This is a genomic window from Streptomyces sp. UNOB3_S3 (assembly GCF_020740895.1).
In the GTDB taxonomy this organism is placed as follows: domain Bacteria; phylum Actinomycetota; class Actinomycetes; order Streptomycetales; family Streptomycetaceae; genus Streptomyces.
Map to the genome: position 1 here is coordinate 1 of NZ_JAILXP010000188.1, position 13,402 is coordinate 13,402.

The 13,402-nt window shown below is 74.5% G+C and carries 12 protein-coding genes; 9 read left to right on the forward strand and 3 right to left on the reverse strand.

The window, feature by feature from the left end:
• The 3 genes from K6I33_RS20500 to K6I33_RS20510 all read left to right on the forward strand — a co-directional run.
• A partial coding sequence (locus K6I33_RS20500; protein WP_229354777.1) for a winged helix-turn-helix domain-containing protein occupies window positions 1–341 on the forward strand: 341 nt, incomplete at its 5' end.
• Window positions 338–1,750, forward strand: coding sequence for a HAMP domain-containing sensor histidine kinase (locus K6I33_RS20505; protein ID WP_229354779.1), 1,413 nt, complete (start codon window positions 338–340; stop codon window positions 1,748–1,750). The genes K6I33_RS20500 and K6I33_RS20505, both read left to right, overlap by 4 nt.
• A 99-nt stretch (window positions 1,751–1,849) precedes the next feature.
• Window positions 1,850–2,869 carry a lytic polysaccharide monooxygenase gene (locus K6I33_RS20510; RefSeq protein ID WP_229354789.1) on the forward strand — a complete coding sequence of 340 codons (1,020 nt, stop codon included), beginning with the start codon at window positions 1,850–1,852 and terminating at the stop codon, window positions 2,867–2,869.
• 67 nt (window positions 2,870–2,936) lie between these two features.
• On the opposite strand, the gene vph is transcribed toward K6I33_RS20510, so the two are convergent.
• On the reverse strand, window positions 2,937–3,791 hold the full coding sequence (vph, locus tag K6I33_RS20515) for a viomycin phosphotransferase (protein ID WP_229354791.1): 855 nt from the start codon (window positions 3,789–3,791) through the stop codon (window positions 2,937–2,939).
• Window positions 3,792–3,923: 132 nt separating this feature from the next.
• Here vph and K6I33_RS20520 point away from each other — a divergent pair, with 132 nt between their 5' ends.
• From K6I33_RS20520 to K6I33_RS20535, 5 genes are all read left to right on the forward strand, one after another.
• Window positions 3,924–6,143, forward strand: coding sequence for an NADP-dependent isocitrate dehydrogenase (locus tag K6I33_RS20520; RefSeq protein ID WP_229354793.1), 2,220 nt, complete (start codon window positions 3,924–3,926; stop codon window positions 6,141–6,143).
• Window positions 6,144–6,543: 400 nt separating this feature from the next.
• The gene (locus K6I33_RS20525; protein WP_229354801.1) at window positions 6,544–7,356 is read left to right on the forward strand and encodes an SDR family NAD(P)-dependent oxidoreductase; all 813 of its coding nucleotides are present in this window, start codon (window positions 6,544–6,546) and stop codon (window positions 7,354–7,356) included.
• A gap of 56 nt (window positions 7,357–7,412) precedes the next feature.
• Window positions 7,413–7,490, forward strand: a complete 78-nt coding sequence (locus K6I33_RS36630; RefSeq protein ID WP_374285367.1) for a 50S ribosomal protein bL37 — start codon at window positions 7,413–7,415, stop codon at window positions 7,488–7,490.
• A 23-nt stretch (window positions 7,491–7,513) separates the two neighbouring features.
• Entirely contained in the window at window positions 7,514–8,341 is an 828-nt protein-coding gene (locus tag K6I33_RS20530; RefSeq protein ID WP_229354803.1) for a GNAT family N-acetyltransferase, read from the forward strand.
• Between the two features lie 106 nt (window positions 8,342–8,447).
• Window positions 8,448–9,200, forward strand: a complete 753-nt coding sequence (locus K6I33_RS20535) for a DUF4118 domain-containing protein (protein ID WP_229354805.1) — start codon at window positions 8,448–8,450, stop codon at window positions 9,198–9,200.
• Window positions 9,201–9,267: 67 nt separating this feature from the next.
• Here K6I33_RS20535 and K6I33_RS20540 read toward each other — a convergent pair whose 3' ends face one another.
• Window positions 9,268–9,585 (reverse strand): hypothetical protein, encoded by a 318-nt coding sequence (locus K6I33_RS20540; RefSeq protein ID WP_229354807.1) that lies wholly within the window; start codon window positions 9,583–9,585, stop codon window positions 9,268–9,270.
• A 260-nt stretch (window positions 9,586–9,845) separates the two neighbouring features.
• On the opposite strand from K6I33_RS20540, the gene K6I33_RS20545 reads away from it, so the two are divergent.
• Window positions 9,846–12,449, forward strand: a complete 2,604-nt coding sequence (locus K6I33_RS20545) for a SpoIIE family protein phosphatase (protein ID WP_229354816.1) — start codon at window positions 9,846–9,848, stop codon at window positions 12,447–12,449.
• Between the two features lie 37 nt (window positions 12,450–12,486).
• Here K6I33_RS20545 and K6I33_RS20550 read toward each other — a convergent pair whose 3' ends face one another.
• The gene (locus tag K6I33_RS20550) at window positions 12,487–13,350 is read right to left on the reverse strand and encodes a TauD/TfdA family dioxygenase (RefSeq protein ID WP_229354825.1); all 864 of its coding nucleotides are present in this window, start codon (window positions 13,348–13,350) and stop codon (window positions 12,487–12,489) included.
• Window positions 13,351–13,402 lie beyond the last annotated feature (52 nt).

Below are 13,402 nucleotides of genomic sequence, written 5' to 3' on the forward strand. Positions count from 1 at the left end.
GGGGCGAGCCCGGGCCGCCGAGGGCGCTGCGGGTGGGCGGGCTGACCGTCGACCCGTTACGGCGCCACGCCGAACTCGACGGCGACGCACTTGACCTGACCCGGCGCGAGTTCGACCTGCTGGCCTACCTCGCCGGCCGGCCGGGCGTCGTCGTCCCCCGCAAGGAACTCCTCGCCGAGGTGTGGCAGCAGTCCTACGGCGACGATCAGACCATCGACGTCCACCTGTCCTGGCTGCGCCGCAAACTGGGCGAGACCGCCGCCCGGCCGCGCTACCTGCGCACCGTCCGCGGGGTCGGCGTGAAGCTGGAGGCGCCGCCGGCGGCCGTGGAGCACGCGTGAGATGGGCGCTGATCAGGGTCTCGCTCGCCGTCACCGTGATGGTGGTGCTCGCCTTCGCCGTGCCGCTCGGGCTGGTGGTCAGGGAGCTGGCCCGCGACCGGGCCTTCGCCGACGCCGAGCGCCGCGCCGCCCAGATCCGGCCCGCGCTCGCCATCACCACCGACCGCGCCCAGCTGGAACGGGCGGTCGCCAGCTCGCAGGCCGGGGGCGAGGGCCGGCTGGCGATCCATGTGCCGGCGGGCACCGACGGCACCGGCGCCCGTGAGACGTACCGCATCGGCCGGGGCCGCGCCGCCTCGCGCGATGTGGAGACGGCCCGCGGCGGTCGTTCCGCCGTCGCCCCCGTGCCCGGCGGCTATGTCCTGCTCCAGCCGACGGCCCTGGCGGCGGGCGAGTTCGCGGTGGTCGAGGTCTATGTGCCGCACGAGGCGGTGGGCGCCGGAGTCACCGCCTCCTGGCTGATCCTCGCCGGGGTGGGCCTCGGCCTGGTCGTCGGCGCGGTCGCCGTCGCCGACCGCCTCGGGACGCGCCTGGTACGCCCGGCCGAGCGGCTCGCCGAGGCCGCCGGGGCGCTCGGGGAGGGGCGGCTGGAGGTGCGGGTGCGCGAGGACGGGCCCGCCGAACTGCGCGCCGCCGCCGCGTCGTTCAACGCCATGGCCGACAAGATCGTACGGCTCCTGGAGAGCGAACGGGAGCTGGCCGCCGACCTCTCCCACCGGCTGCGCACCCCGCTCACCGTCCTCCGCCTCAACGCCGCCTCGCTCGGCGACGGCCCGGCCGCCGAGCAGACCCGGTCCGCCGTCGCCCAGCTGGAGCGCGAGGTCGACCAGCTGATCCGTACGGCACGGGAGCGGGGCGAGCGGCAGGCGCGGCCCGCGCCCGGCTGCGACGCCTGCGAGGTGATCCGCGACCGGATGGCCTTCTGGTCCGCCCTCGCCGAGGACGAGGGCCGCACGGTACGGCTCGCCGGCGCCGCCGCGACGGCCCGGGTCCCGGTGCCCCGCCCCGAACTCGTCGCCGCGCTCGACGCGTTGCTCGGCAACGTGTTCCGGCACACCCCCGAGGGCACCGCCTTCGCGGTCGACGTCCACCACGGCGAGGACGCCGTGATCGTGCTCGTCTCCGACGCCGGCCCGGGCATCGCCGACCCCGGCGCCGCCCTCCGCCGCGGCCACGGCGCCGGCGGCCCCGGCTCCACCGGCCTCGGCCTGGACATCGTCCGCCGCGTCGCCGAGTCGACCGGCGGGGACATCCGCATCGGCCGGTCGGTACTCGGCGGTACGGAGGTACGCGTATGGCTCGCCCTGGCCGGCGGCGGCTCGCGCCGTTCCGCCCGCCGCCGACGCCGGGGCCGGGGCGCGCCCCGGCGCGGGACGCCCGGCCTGAGCGCCGCCTCAGGGCCGTCTTAAGGGAGTCATAAGGACTGGCCGGTAGCGCTTTCGGCGGGCGTTCGCACAGGTCGTCGGGGCTAGCGTGCGGGGCGTTCCGCTTCACGAAGGAGACCCCCCATGGATGTTCGTCGTACGACCGCGCGCCGTGCCGCCCGGGTCGGTGTGCTCGCCGTCGGGCCGCTCGCGCTCTCGGTGCTGGCCACCGGTCCGGCCGACGCGCACGGTTCGATGTCGGACCCGGTGAGCCGGGTGGCGGCCTGTTTCGCGGAAGGGCCCGAGCATCCGCGCTCGGCCGCGTGCAAGGCGCTGGTGGCGGCCGGCGGCACCCAGCCGCTGTACGACTGGAACGAGGTCAACATCGGCACCGCCGCAGGCCGGCACCGGCAGATCATCCCGGACGGCAAGCTGTGCAGCGCCGGGCGCGCCAAGTACCGGGGGCTGGACCTGCCGCGCGCGGACTGGCCCGGGACGCGGCTGAGCCCCGGCGCCCACACGTTCCGCTACCGGGCGACCGCCCCGCACCGGGGCGCGTTCGAGCTGTACATCACGAAGGACGGGTACGACCCGAAGAAGCCGCTGAAGTGGTCGGACCTGGAGGCGAAGCCGTTCGCCAAGGTCACCGACCCCACGCTGCGGAACGGCAGCTACGTCTTCGACGGGAAGCTGCCGAAGCGGTCGGGCCGGCACCTGATCTACAGCGTCTGGCAGCGCTCGGACAGCCTCGAGGCGTTCTACACCTGCTCCGACGTGGACTTCGGCCGGTCCCCGGACGCGAAGGCGCCGCTCGCCGCCGCACCCGGCGAGCAGCAGATCGCCGCCGAGGCCCACAAGTCGACGGTCTCCCACGGCGGGCACGGCGGCGACAGCGGGCACGGTGGACACGGTGGTGACGGCGGGCACGCGGCCGCCGCCCCCGCCCCGCACACCGCCGCGGGGGACGGGAACCCCGGCGCCGCCGCGGCGCCCGCCGCCGTGAAGGCCGCGAACGCTCCCGCCGCCCAGGGCGGGCAGCTCGCCGAGACGGGCGGCGACGACCGCACCGCCCTGATGGCCCTGGCGGGCGCCGGCGCCCTGGCGGCCGGCGGCACCGCCATCGTCCTGGCCGCACGCCGCCGGCAGGCCCGCGACCGGGCCTGACCTCCCCCGCGCCGCGTACCGCCGGGGTGGGCATCGGTGCCGCCCCGGCGGTACGCCGCGCCCCGGTTCAGGGGCGGCGGTAACCGGCCAGGCCGTCCGCCAGCTCCTCCTCGTCGCCGTCGCGGCGCGCGTACAGGGCCTGCTGGAGGGCGAAGGTGCCGCGGACTGCGGCGACGCGCTCCCCGACGCCCTCGTCCGGCCCGCGCAACCCGATGACCCGTCGCAGCAGCTCCTCGCCGTGGCCGGCGCCGATGGCCGCGAGGTCCTCGGCGGGGTCGCCGAGGGAGACCTCGTCCCAGTCGACCACGCCGCTCAGCCGCGGCAGCCCGCCGGACGTGTCCCACAGGACGTTCTCGCGGCCGAGGTCGCCGTGGACCACGGCCGTGGTCAGGTGGGGGAGCGCGTCGAGGGCCGCCAGTTCCCGCCCGGCCCGCTCCCGCCCGGTGGCGGACATCAGCGGGAAGAGCTCGGCCCGCACCCCGTCCGCGAACGCGCGCCACCCGCCCTCCGGCGCCCCCGGCAGCGCCGCGCGGACCCTCTCGTCGGAGCCCGCCGCGGCGAGCCCGGCGAGCAGGGCGGCGTACTGCCCGGCGACGGCGTCGGCGGCGCCGGGCGCGGCGAGGGCGGCCTCCCCCAGCGGGGCTCCGGGGATCCGGCCGAGCACCAGATGCGCCGGGCCCTCCTCCAGGAGCTCCGGGGTGCGGAAGCCCAGGCCGGCGCCGGCGAGGGCGCGCAGCACGGCGGCCCGCCGGGGCAGCCGTGCCGCCGCCGCGGCGGTGCGGGCGAAGCACACCACGCGCGTGCGGCCGATCACCACCTGGTGGAACTGTCCCCGGTGGACGACCAGCTCCCCGGCCCGGTCGCCGGGCAGCAGCCGCTCCAGCAGGGCTCGGTGCTCCTGCAGTACGTCCGGTACGTCCACGGCGGGCGGATCCCCCCTATTGTCCGGCCTCGGTGCGCCCCGGGGGTCCCGGGACGGGGTCCTGTCGAAGAGATGCCCGGTACGAGATATCTTGATGTCAAGCAATGTTATAGACGTGGAGCGGAGCACCCGGTGACTGACTCGACCATCATCTATACCCACACCGACGAGGCCCCGGCCCTGGCGACGCATTCGTTCCTGCCCGTGGTCAAGGCCTACGCCTCGCAGGCCGGGGTCACTGTGGAGACCCGTGACATCTCCCTGGCGGGCCGGATCATCGCCGGCTTCCCCGAGTACCTCGAGGAGGGCCAGCGCGTCGCCGACGCCCTCGCCGAGCTCGGTGAGCTCGCCAAGACGCCCGGCGCCAACATCATCAAGCTGCCGAACATCTCGGCCTCGATCCCGCAGCTGAAGGCCGCGGTCGCGGAGCTCCAGGAGCAGGGCTACGCGCTGCCGGACTACCCGGACGACCCGAAGACCGACGAGGAGCGCGACATCCGCGCCCGCTACGACAAGGTCAAGGGCAGCGCCGTCAACCCGGTCCTGCGCGAGGGCAACTCCGACCGGCGCGCCCCCGCCTCGGTGAAGAACTACGCCAAGACCCACCCGCACCGCATGGGCGCCTGGACCGCCGAGTCGAAGACGAACGTCGCCACCATGGGTGTCGACGACTTCTGCTCCACCGAGAAGTCCGCGGTCATCGCCGAGGACGGCGCGCTGCGCATCGAGCTGGCCGGTGACGACGGCTCCACCACCGTCCTGCGCGAGTCCGTGCCGGTGCTCGCCGGCGAGGTCGTCGACGCCTCCGTCATGCGCGTCGCCGCGCTGCGCGAGTTCCTCACCGCGCAGGTCGCCCGCGCCAAGGCCGAGGGCGTGCTGTTCTCGGTGCACCTGAAGGCCACGATGATGAAGGTCTCCGACCCGATCATCTTCGGCCACGTGGTCCGCGCCTTCTTCCCGAAGACCTTCGCCGCCCACGGCGGCACCCTGGCCGCGGCCGGCCTCACCCCGAACGACGGTCTCGGCGGCATCTTCAAGGGCCTGGAGGCGCTGCCCGAGGGCGACGCGATCAAGGCGTCCTTCGAGGCCGAGCTCGCCGAGGGCCCCGCCCTGGCGATGGTCGACTCCGACCGCGGCATCACCAACCTCCACGTCCCCAGCGACGTCATCGTCGACGCCTCCATGCCGGCCATGATCCGCACCTCCGGCCACATGTGGGGCCCGGACGGCCAGGAGGCCGACACCCTCGCCGTGCTGCCCGACAGCAGCTACGCGGGCGTCTACCAGGTCGTCGTCGACGACTGCCGCGCCCACGGCGCCTTCGACCCGGCCACGATGGGCACGGTGCCCAATGTCGGTCTGATGGCCCAGAAGGCCGAGGAGTACGGCAGCCACGACAAGACCTTCGAGATCCCGGCCACCGGCACCGTCCGCCTGGTCGACCGGGCCGGGAACGTCGTCCTGGAGCAGACCGTCTCCGCCGGCGACATCTTCCGCGCCTGCCAGACCAAGGACGCCCCGATCAAGGACTGGGTGAAGCTGGCCGTCACCCGCGCCCGCGCCACCGGCGACCCGGCCGTCTTCTGGCTCGACGAGAACCGCGCCCACGACGCCAACCTGATCGCCAAGGTCCAGCAGTACCTGCCGGAGCACGACACCGAGGGCCTGGACATCCGCGTCCTGTCCCCGGTCGAGGCGACCAAGCTGTCCGTCGAGCGCATCCGCCGCGGCGAGAACACCATCTCCGTCACCGGCAACGTGCTCCGCGACTACCTCACGGACCTGTTCCCGATCCTGGAGCTGGGCACCAGCGCCAAGATGCTGTCGGTCGTCCCGCTGATGGCGGGCGGCGGCCTCTTCGAGACGGGCGCCGGCGGCTCCGCCCCCAAGCACGTCCAGCAGCTGGTCAAGGAGAACTACCTGCGCTGGGACTCGCTCGGCGAGTTCTTCGCGCTGGTCCCGTCCCTGGAGCACTACGCGAAGACCACGGGCAACCAGCGCGCCCAGGTCCTCGCCGACGCCCTCGACCGCGCCACGGCGACCTTCCTCAACGAGGACAAGTCCCCGACCCGTCGCGTCGGCGGCATCGACAACCGCGGCAGCCACTTCTTCCTGTCCCTGTACTGGGCCCAGGAGCTGGCCGCGCAGACCGTCGACGCGGACCTGGCCAAGGCCTTCGCCCCGCTCGCCGAGGCGCTCGCCGCCAACGAGCAGAAGATCGTCGACGAGCTGAACGCCGTCCAGGGGCAGCCGGCCGACATCGGCGGCTACTACCAGCCCGACGTCACCAAGGCCGCGGCCGTCATGCGCCCGTCCGCGACCTTCAACCAGGCCATCGCGACCCTGGCCTGACCCACCCCGGGGCCCACGCCCCGCACCCCGCACACCGCCCCGACCGGCACCCGCCGGTCGGGGCGGTCGTCGTATCCGGCCATGGACCGTGTCAGGGAGTCGTCAGGGACCCCGCGGCCCACTTGAATCCGGCCACCGCTCCCTCTTGTATGGACGTCGTGAACAGTGTCCTGCGCCACGACGACCGGCCGCCTCATACGGCGTCGCCGAGTTCTGCGCGCTGTTCCCTTCCGGTCCGCTAGTCCGTTAGTCCGCGCCGGAATCACCGAACGCGATCGCCGTCACGGCGACCGCTTCCCTTTCCTCTTTCCCTTTCACACCGCGCCGCCCCGAACCGCACCGATGTGCGATGGGCGCGGTGCGGCGTCGCCGCCTTTCCTCATCCCGGAGTTGCATCAGCATGTCTTCTGCCGTTTCTCCCGCCCCCCGGACCGTACTGGTCACCGGTGCCACCTCCGGCATCGGCTGGGAGACCGCCCGGCTGCTCGCCGAACGGGGCGACACCGTCATCGTCCACGCCCCGGACCAGGCCTCCGGCGACGACGCCATCGCCCGTCTGGTGGCCACCGGCGCCGACACCCTCCGCCTGCGCCTCGTCGTCGCCGACTTCTCCCGGCTGGACGAGGTGCGGGCGATGGCGGCGCGCGTGGCCGAGGAGCACCCGGAGCTCGACGTCCTCGTCAACAACGCGGCCGTGGCCGCCCCGGAGCGCCGCACCGTGACCGCCGACGGCAACGAGATCTCCTTCCAGGTCAACTTCCTGGCGGCCTACCTGCTCACCCACGAGCTCACCGGCCCGCTGAGCGCCCGGCCGGGCAGCCGCGTCGTCAACGTCTCCTCCTCCGTGCACCGCACGGCCTCGATCGCCTGGAACGACCCGCAGCGGGAACGCCGTTACTCCCGGCTCGCCGCCTACGCCCAGTCCCAGCTCGCCCTGACGATCTTCGCCCGTGAGCAGGCGCCCTGGACGTCCGTCAGCGTCCACCCGGGCGTCTGCGAGACCGCCCTGCTGCCCTTCTACGCCCACGAGGGGGACGCGCCCGCCGAGGGCGCGCAGCGCGTCGTACGGCTGTGCGACCCGGCGACGGAGGTGGAGCCGGGCGGCTACTACGACCGTTCGGCGCTCTCCCCGGCGGCGCCCGTCGCCCTGGAGGAGCGCACGGTCCGCCGACTGTGCAAGCTCGCCGACCAGTTGGTCGCCAAGACCGTCTGAAACCTTCCCCGCCATCACTCGATGGCGTGAACTTGACCAACGAAAGCAGGACATGGATGTCCAAGCGCGCCCGTAAGAAGAAGGCTCGCCGCAAGAAGAGCGCCAACCACGGCAAGAAGGCCGGCGCCCGCTGACGCACGCCCGAAGGGGGATCACCGTGATCGAGCTCGTCCGTCGCACCGTCCCCGCCACCGGCCCCTGGGCGTCCTGGTTCCCCTCGGGCCACCCCGGCCTCGGCGCCCTCGCCGAGCACGTCCGCGCCACCGGCCACGGACGCTGGTGGGCCGACCGGGCGGTACGGCCCCGCGCCGCCGCCGTCTCCTGCGCGGGCCAGGTGATCCTGGGCGGCGACCCGCGCGTCATGGCGCCCCGTGACCTCCACCCGTTCGCCCACGGCTACATCGCCACCCCCGACCGCTTCCTGCCGCTCCTCGGCGCCGCCTTCGACCGTGTCGTGCCGTGGGAGCGCACGGTGTGGGTGCGGGACGCCCCCGCGCCCGTCCGGCCCCCGCGCCGGCCCGTCCCCGGGGCGCTGCTGCGGCGGCTGTCCCGGGCGCCCTCCGACGCCCCCGCCGTCCGGGCGCTCGGCGACGGTCACGCCTGGATCGCCGCGACCTGGGGCGGCGCCCCCGGCCTGGTGGCCTCCGGGCACGCCTGGGGCGTCTTCCGGGACGGCCGGCTGCTCTCCGTGGCCTGTACCTACTTCCTCGGCGGCCGCCACGAGGACGTCGCCGTGCTCACCGTGCCCGAGGCGCGCGGCCGGGGCCTGGCGTCCGTCTGTGTCCGCGCGCTGTGCGCGGACATCGCGGCCCGGGGCCGCGTCCCCAGCTGGACCTGCTCCCGCGACAACCACCCCAGCCGCGCCCTCGCCGCCGCGACCGGCTTCCGCCCGGTCCGGGAGTACGTCCACTACGCGGCCGGCGCCCCCGCCGGCCGCGTCGCCCCGGCGGGCGCCCGGCCCCCGGCACCGGCCGGATCGCGCTGACGGGCCGGGTCGCCCCGGCGGCCGCGCCCGCGCCGCCCCCGGCGCGGGTCCTGTTCCCGGCGGTGCCGCCGGGGCATCCTGGACGGAACGACAGGAGGTGCGGCACATGGCCGACTACGTGCGACGGCACAGGGACCGCATCGCGCTCGCGGCGGCACTGCTGGCACCGCTGGCGGTGGCCGCGGTGCTGGTGCCGTTGCGCACCACGCTGTCGAACACGGATGTCGCGCTCGTCCTCGTCGTGGTCGTCGTGGCGGTCTCCGCCAACGGCCACCGGCCCGCGGGCGCGCTCAGCGCGGTCTCGGCGGCGGCCTGGTTCGACTTCTTCTTCACCCGGCCCTACGAGCGGTTCGCCATCACGAAGACGGCCGACATCAGGACCGCCGTCCTGCTGCTGCTCGTGGGCGTGGCCGTGTCCCAGCTGGCCGCGCACGCCCGCCGGCTGGAGGTCGTGGCCATCACGGACGCGGACCACCTGGCGCGCATCCACGCCACCGCCGACCTGGCGCAGTCGGCGACCTCCTCGGGGGCCGTGGTCGACCATGTACGCCACGAGCTGACCGACCTGCTGGGCCTGAAGGCCTGCCGCTTCGAGTACGGCACCCTCCTCGGCCACCCGCCGCGCCTGGAGCCGGACGGCTCGGTGGTGGCGGGCCGGCGGACCTGGGACGTGGAGCGGCACGGCCTGCCCGGTGAGGAGACCGAGCTGCGGGTCTTCGGCAACGGCCGCTTCATCGGCCGGTTCATGATGCGGCCCGCTCCGGGCGCCGTCCCCTCCCTTCAGGCACGGCTCGTGGCCGTGACGCTCGCCGACCAGGCCGGCGCGGCCCTCGACACCAGGGGAGTGGTGCGGGACTAGAAAGGCCGCCGCCCGGGCCGGTGACCGGCCCGGGCGGCGCGCCGGGAGGCGTGGGCCCGGCGCGGGCTCAGCGCGGGTTGAAGATCACGCTCTGGAAGCCGGAGCCCTGCGGCGCCTGCTGCCCGGGGGCGAGCCGGGTCGCCTCCCCCTTGCACTTCTTCTTGGAGTAGACGAAGAGCGGCGATTTCGTCTCGTTCCGGGCGGCGTGGGCCTCCTGTCCCATGTCGTAGCACTTGTTGTCGGGCGGGTTCTGGATGGAGTAGGCCTTCCCCTTCGGGCCCACCCAGAGGAACTGGCCGCTCACGGCGACCGCCGTGCTGCCGGGCAGCGCGACGGCGAGGAGGAGGCCGGCGAGGGCGGCCACTGCGGTGCGGAACAGGCGCATCACGGATCCTTGGTCTCGATTGCGGGGCGGGAGGGCGATTGGGCCCGATATGGTCAACGACGCTCGGCGCGTCCCGACACGCGCCCGGGCGCGCCGGACCGCCTCCGGGGTGGCCGGTACGCGCCCGGCGCGGCCGCGCACCGTTCGCGCGGCGGAAGGCGGCAGGGTAGACATGGGGTATGGCCCGAAGCCAGGGCCGCTCCTGGAGGCCCTCGGGCCGTTGGTTCGCCGTGGCGAGCACCCGTAGCGTTGCCGGACAGATGTTCGTGCTACAGGTGCTGATCGTCGTGCTCCTCGTCGTGGCCGCGGCGGTCACCCTGCTGCTCCAGGCGCGGAGCGACAGATTCCAGGCGGCGCGCGACCGCTCGCTCGCCGCTGCCGAGGCGTTCGCCCACGGCCCCGGCATGGTGGCCACGCTGCGCGGCCCCGACCCGGCCGCCGTGCTCCAGCCCCTGGCCGAGGACGCCCGCAGACAGGGCGGGGTCGACTTCATCGTGGTGATGAACCGGGAGGGCATCCGCTACTCCCACCCCGACCCCCGGCTGATCGGGAAGAAGTTCGTCGGCACCATCGGGCCCTCGCTGGAGGGCCACATCACCGTCGAGGACGTCAACGGCCCCCTCGGCGAGGAGCTCCAGGTCGTCGTCCCGGTGACCGACCGCGGCCATGTCGTGGGCATGGTGGCGTCCGGGATGAAGGTCAGCCGGGTGAGCAGCGCGGCCGACCGGCTGCTGCCCGTGGTGCTGATCGCCGGTGCCCTCGCGCTGCTGCTGGCCACGGGCGGCACCTGGCTGGTCAGCAGGCGGCTGCGGCGCCAGACCCATGGCCTGGGCCCGGCCGAGATGACCCAGATGTACGACCACCACGACGCGGTGCTCCACGCGGTCCGCGAGGGCGTGGTCATCGTCGCCGGCGACGGCCGGGTCCTGCTCGCCAACGACGAGGCCCGCCGCCTCCTCGACCTGCCCGAGGACGTCGAGGGCCGGCCCGTCGACGGCCTGGGCCTCGACCCCCGGATGGCGGAACTGCTGGTCTCCCGCCGGGTCGCCACCGACGAGGTGATCCCCGTCGGGGAGCGGATGCTGGCCGTTAACAACCGGCGCACCGACCGCAAGGGCGGCCCGCCCGGCAGCGTGGCCACGCTGCGTGACTCCACCGAGCTGCGCGCGCTCGCCGGCAAGGCCGAGGTCGCCCGCGAGCGGCTGCGGCTGCTCTACGACGCGAGCGTGGCCGTCGGCACGACCCTGGACGTCAGGAGCACCGCCGAGGAGCTCACCCAGGTGGCCTCGCCCCGCTTCTCCGACTACGCCACCGTCGATCTCGCCGAGCCCGTGCTGCACGGCGAGGAGCCCCGCCCCTCGACGGCCGGCGCCCCGGAGCTGCGCCGGGTCGCGCTCAGCGGCGTCCGCGACGACCACCCGCTGTACGGGGCGGGCGAGCTCCACCGGTTCGCGTCGCCCACGCCGCAGGCCCAGGGCTTCATGAGCGGGCAACCCGTGCTCGTGGCGGACCTCTCGGCGTCCACCGGCTGGCGCACCCAGGACCGCATGCGCACCCAGCAGATCCTGGACTACGGCTTCCACTCGCTGATCACCGTGCCGCTGAAGGCGCGCGGGGTGCTGATGGGCATCGTCAACTTCTGGCGCGTCGAGGGGAGCGAGCCCTTCGAGGAGGAGGACCTGTCCCTGGCCGAGGAGCTGGCCGCCCGCGCCGCCGTGTGCATCGACAACGCCCGCCGCTTCACGCGCGAGCACGCCATGGCCGTCACCCTCCAGCACAGCCTGCTGCCGCGCGGGGTGCCCGAGCAGAGCGCCCTCGACATCGCCTACCGCTATCTGCCCGCCCAGGCCGGGGTGGGCGGCGACTGGTTCGACGTCATCCCGCTGCCGGGCGCCCGGGTCGCGCTCGTCGTGGGCGACGTGGTCGGCCACGGCCTCCACGCCGCCGCCACGATGGGGCGGCTGCGCACGGCCGTGCAGAACTTCTCCGCCCTCGACCTCCCCCCGGACGAGCTCCTCGGGCACCTCGACGAACTGGTCGTCCGCATCGACCAGGAGGCGGCGGAGGCCGGCGGGGAAGCCGGCGGGGACGCCGCGATCGCGGGCGCCACCTGCCTGTACGCCATCTACGACCCCACCTCCGGCAAGTGCTGCCTGGCCCGCGCGGGCCACCCCCTGCCGGCCGTGGTCGACCCGGACGGCGAGGTGACCTTCCCCGAGCTGCCCGCCGGGCCGCCGCTCGGTGTGGGAGGCATGCCCTTCGAGGCCATGGAGCTGTCCCTGACCGAGGGCAGCAGCCTGGTGCTCTACACCGACGGCCTCGTCGAGGACCGCCGTCGCGACTTCGACACCGGCATGACCGTCCTCGCCCACACCCTGGCCCGGCCCGGCCGCACACCCCAGCAGACCTGCGAGGCCGTCCTGGAGGCGCTGCTGCCCGCCGAGCAGACCGACGACATCGCCCTGCTCGCCGCGCTCACCCGGATCCTGGAGCCCGGGCGGTCGGCCGAGTGGGAGCTGCCCTCCGACCCGGCGGTCGTGGGCCGCGCCCGGGCCGACGTCACCCGGCAGCTGACCGAGTGGGGGCTGGAGGAGGCGGTGTTCACCACGGAGCTGATCCTCAGCGAGCTGATCACCAACGCCATCCGCCACGCCTCCGGCCCCATCCGGGTCCGGCTGCTGCGCGACAAGTTCCTCATCTGCGAGGTGTCCGACACCAGCAGCACGGCCCCGCACCTGCGCTACGCGGCGGCGGAGGACGAAGGCGGCCGCGGCCTGTTCCTCGTCGCCCAGCTCGCCGAGCGCTGGGGCACCCGTTACACCCCGGAGGGCAAGGTCATCTGGGCCGAGCTGCCGCTGGCCTGAACCGCCGCCGGCCTGAGCGGCGAGCTCGGTCGCGCGGTCACCCGCGGTGGACCAGCGCGGTGTTCTCCAGCGGTGGGTCGCCGAGCACATGGACGCGCCGCAGATGGCGCGGCGAGCGGCTGGTGAAGGACTCCCGGCCGTGCAGCAGCGTGTAGTTGTCGGCGACGACCACGTCCCCGTCCCGCCAGGCGTGGGCGTACAGGTGGCGCGGGTCGTACAGGGCCGCCCGCAGCGTGCGGTGGAACTCGGGCAGCAGCTCCCCGGGCACGCCGGTGAACTCCAGGTCCGGGTGGTTGAGGAAGACCTCGTCCGCCGGGACCGGCTCGTTGTAGCGGATCACCGCACGGCCGCCCGGGCGCGTGGTGACGACGGGCGAGACGCACTCGCCCGCGTAGTCCGCGACCGCCCGGCGGTAGTGGCCGGTGACCCGCTCCCACAGCTCCCGGTGCTCCGGGGCGGCGTCACGGAGCACGGCCTCGGTCTGCGAGAACGTGGTCCGGCCGCCGTCGCCCTCGCCCGGCGCGGAGACGCACTGGAAGATCTGGAACTCGGCGATCTGCTCGCGGTACATGCCGTCCCAGTGCAGCGGTACGTAGCGGTGGTCGAAGATGTGGTCGTCGGGCTCGTCGTGCTCGACGAGCTCCAGCACGGCCCCGTACGGCCACATGCCGATCCCGCCCCAGCGGGCGCTCCACTCGGTGAGCGCTCCGGCGTCGGTGAAGGCGGTGAATCCCCGCAGCAGTACGAGATGGTGACGCCTGGCCAGTTCGCGCAGGTCGGCTATGGGCAGGCTCGCGGCCTCGGCGCCGGGCGAGGCCGCGTCGACGCGGACGCCGAACGGCTCCAGCGCGGTGACCGGGTGACCGGAGAGATGAGGGGTGGTGTCCGGAGTGCTGGTCATGACGGGTCCTTCGGTGGATACGGGGGGGTGGGGTGCCCGGTCAGGCGGCGGA

Bases quoted from the DNA above. Each gene is read 5' to 3' on its own strand.
- K6I33_RS20540 (WP_229354807.1), bottom strand. From the start codon at position 9,585: ATGCGCCTGTTCCGCACCGCAGTGGCCGCCCTCGCCGGCCTCCTCCTC.
- K6I33_RS20535 (WP_229354805.1), top strand. From the start codon at position 8,448: ATGGCCGACTACGTGCGACGGCACAGGGACCGCATCGCGCTCGCGGCG.
- K6I33_RS20545 (WP_229354816.1), top strand. From the start codon at position 9,846: ATGTTCGTGCTACAGGTGCTGATCGTCGTGCTCCTCGTCGTGGCCGCG.
- K6I33_RS20525 (WP_229354801.1), top strand. From the start codon at position 6,544: ATGTCTTCTGCCGTTTCTCCCGCCCCCCGGACCGTACTGGTCACCGGT.
- K6I33_RS20510 (WP_229354789.1), top strand. From the start codon at position 1,850: ATGGATGTTCGTCGTACGACCGCGCGCCGTGCCGCCCGGGTCGGTGTG.
- K6I33_RS20550 (WP_229354825.1), bottom strand. From the start codon at position 13,350: ATGACCAGCACTCCGGACACCACCCCTCATCTCTCCGGTCACCCGGTC.
- K6I33_RS36630 (WP_374285367.1), top strand. From the start codon at position 7,413: ATGTCCAAGCGCGCCCGTAAGAAGAAGGCTCGCCGCAAGAAGAGCGCC.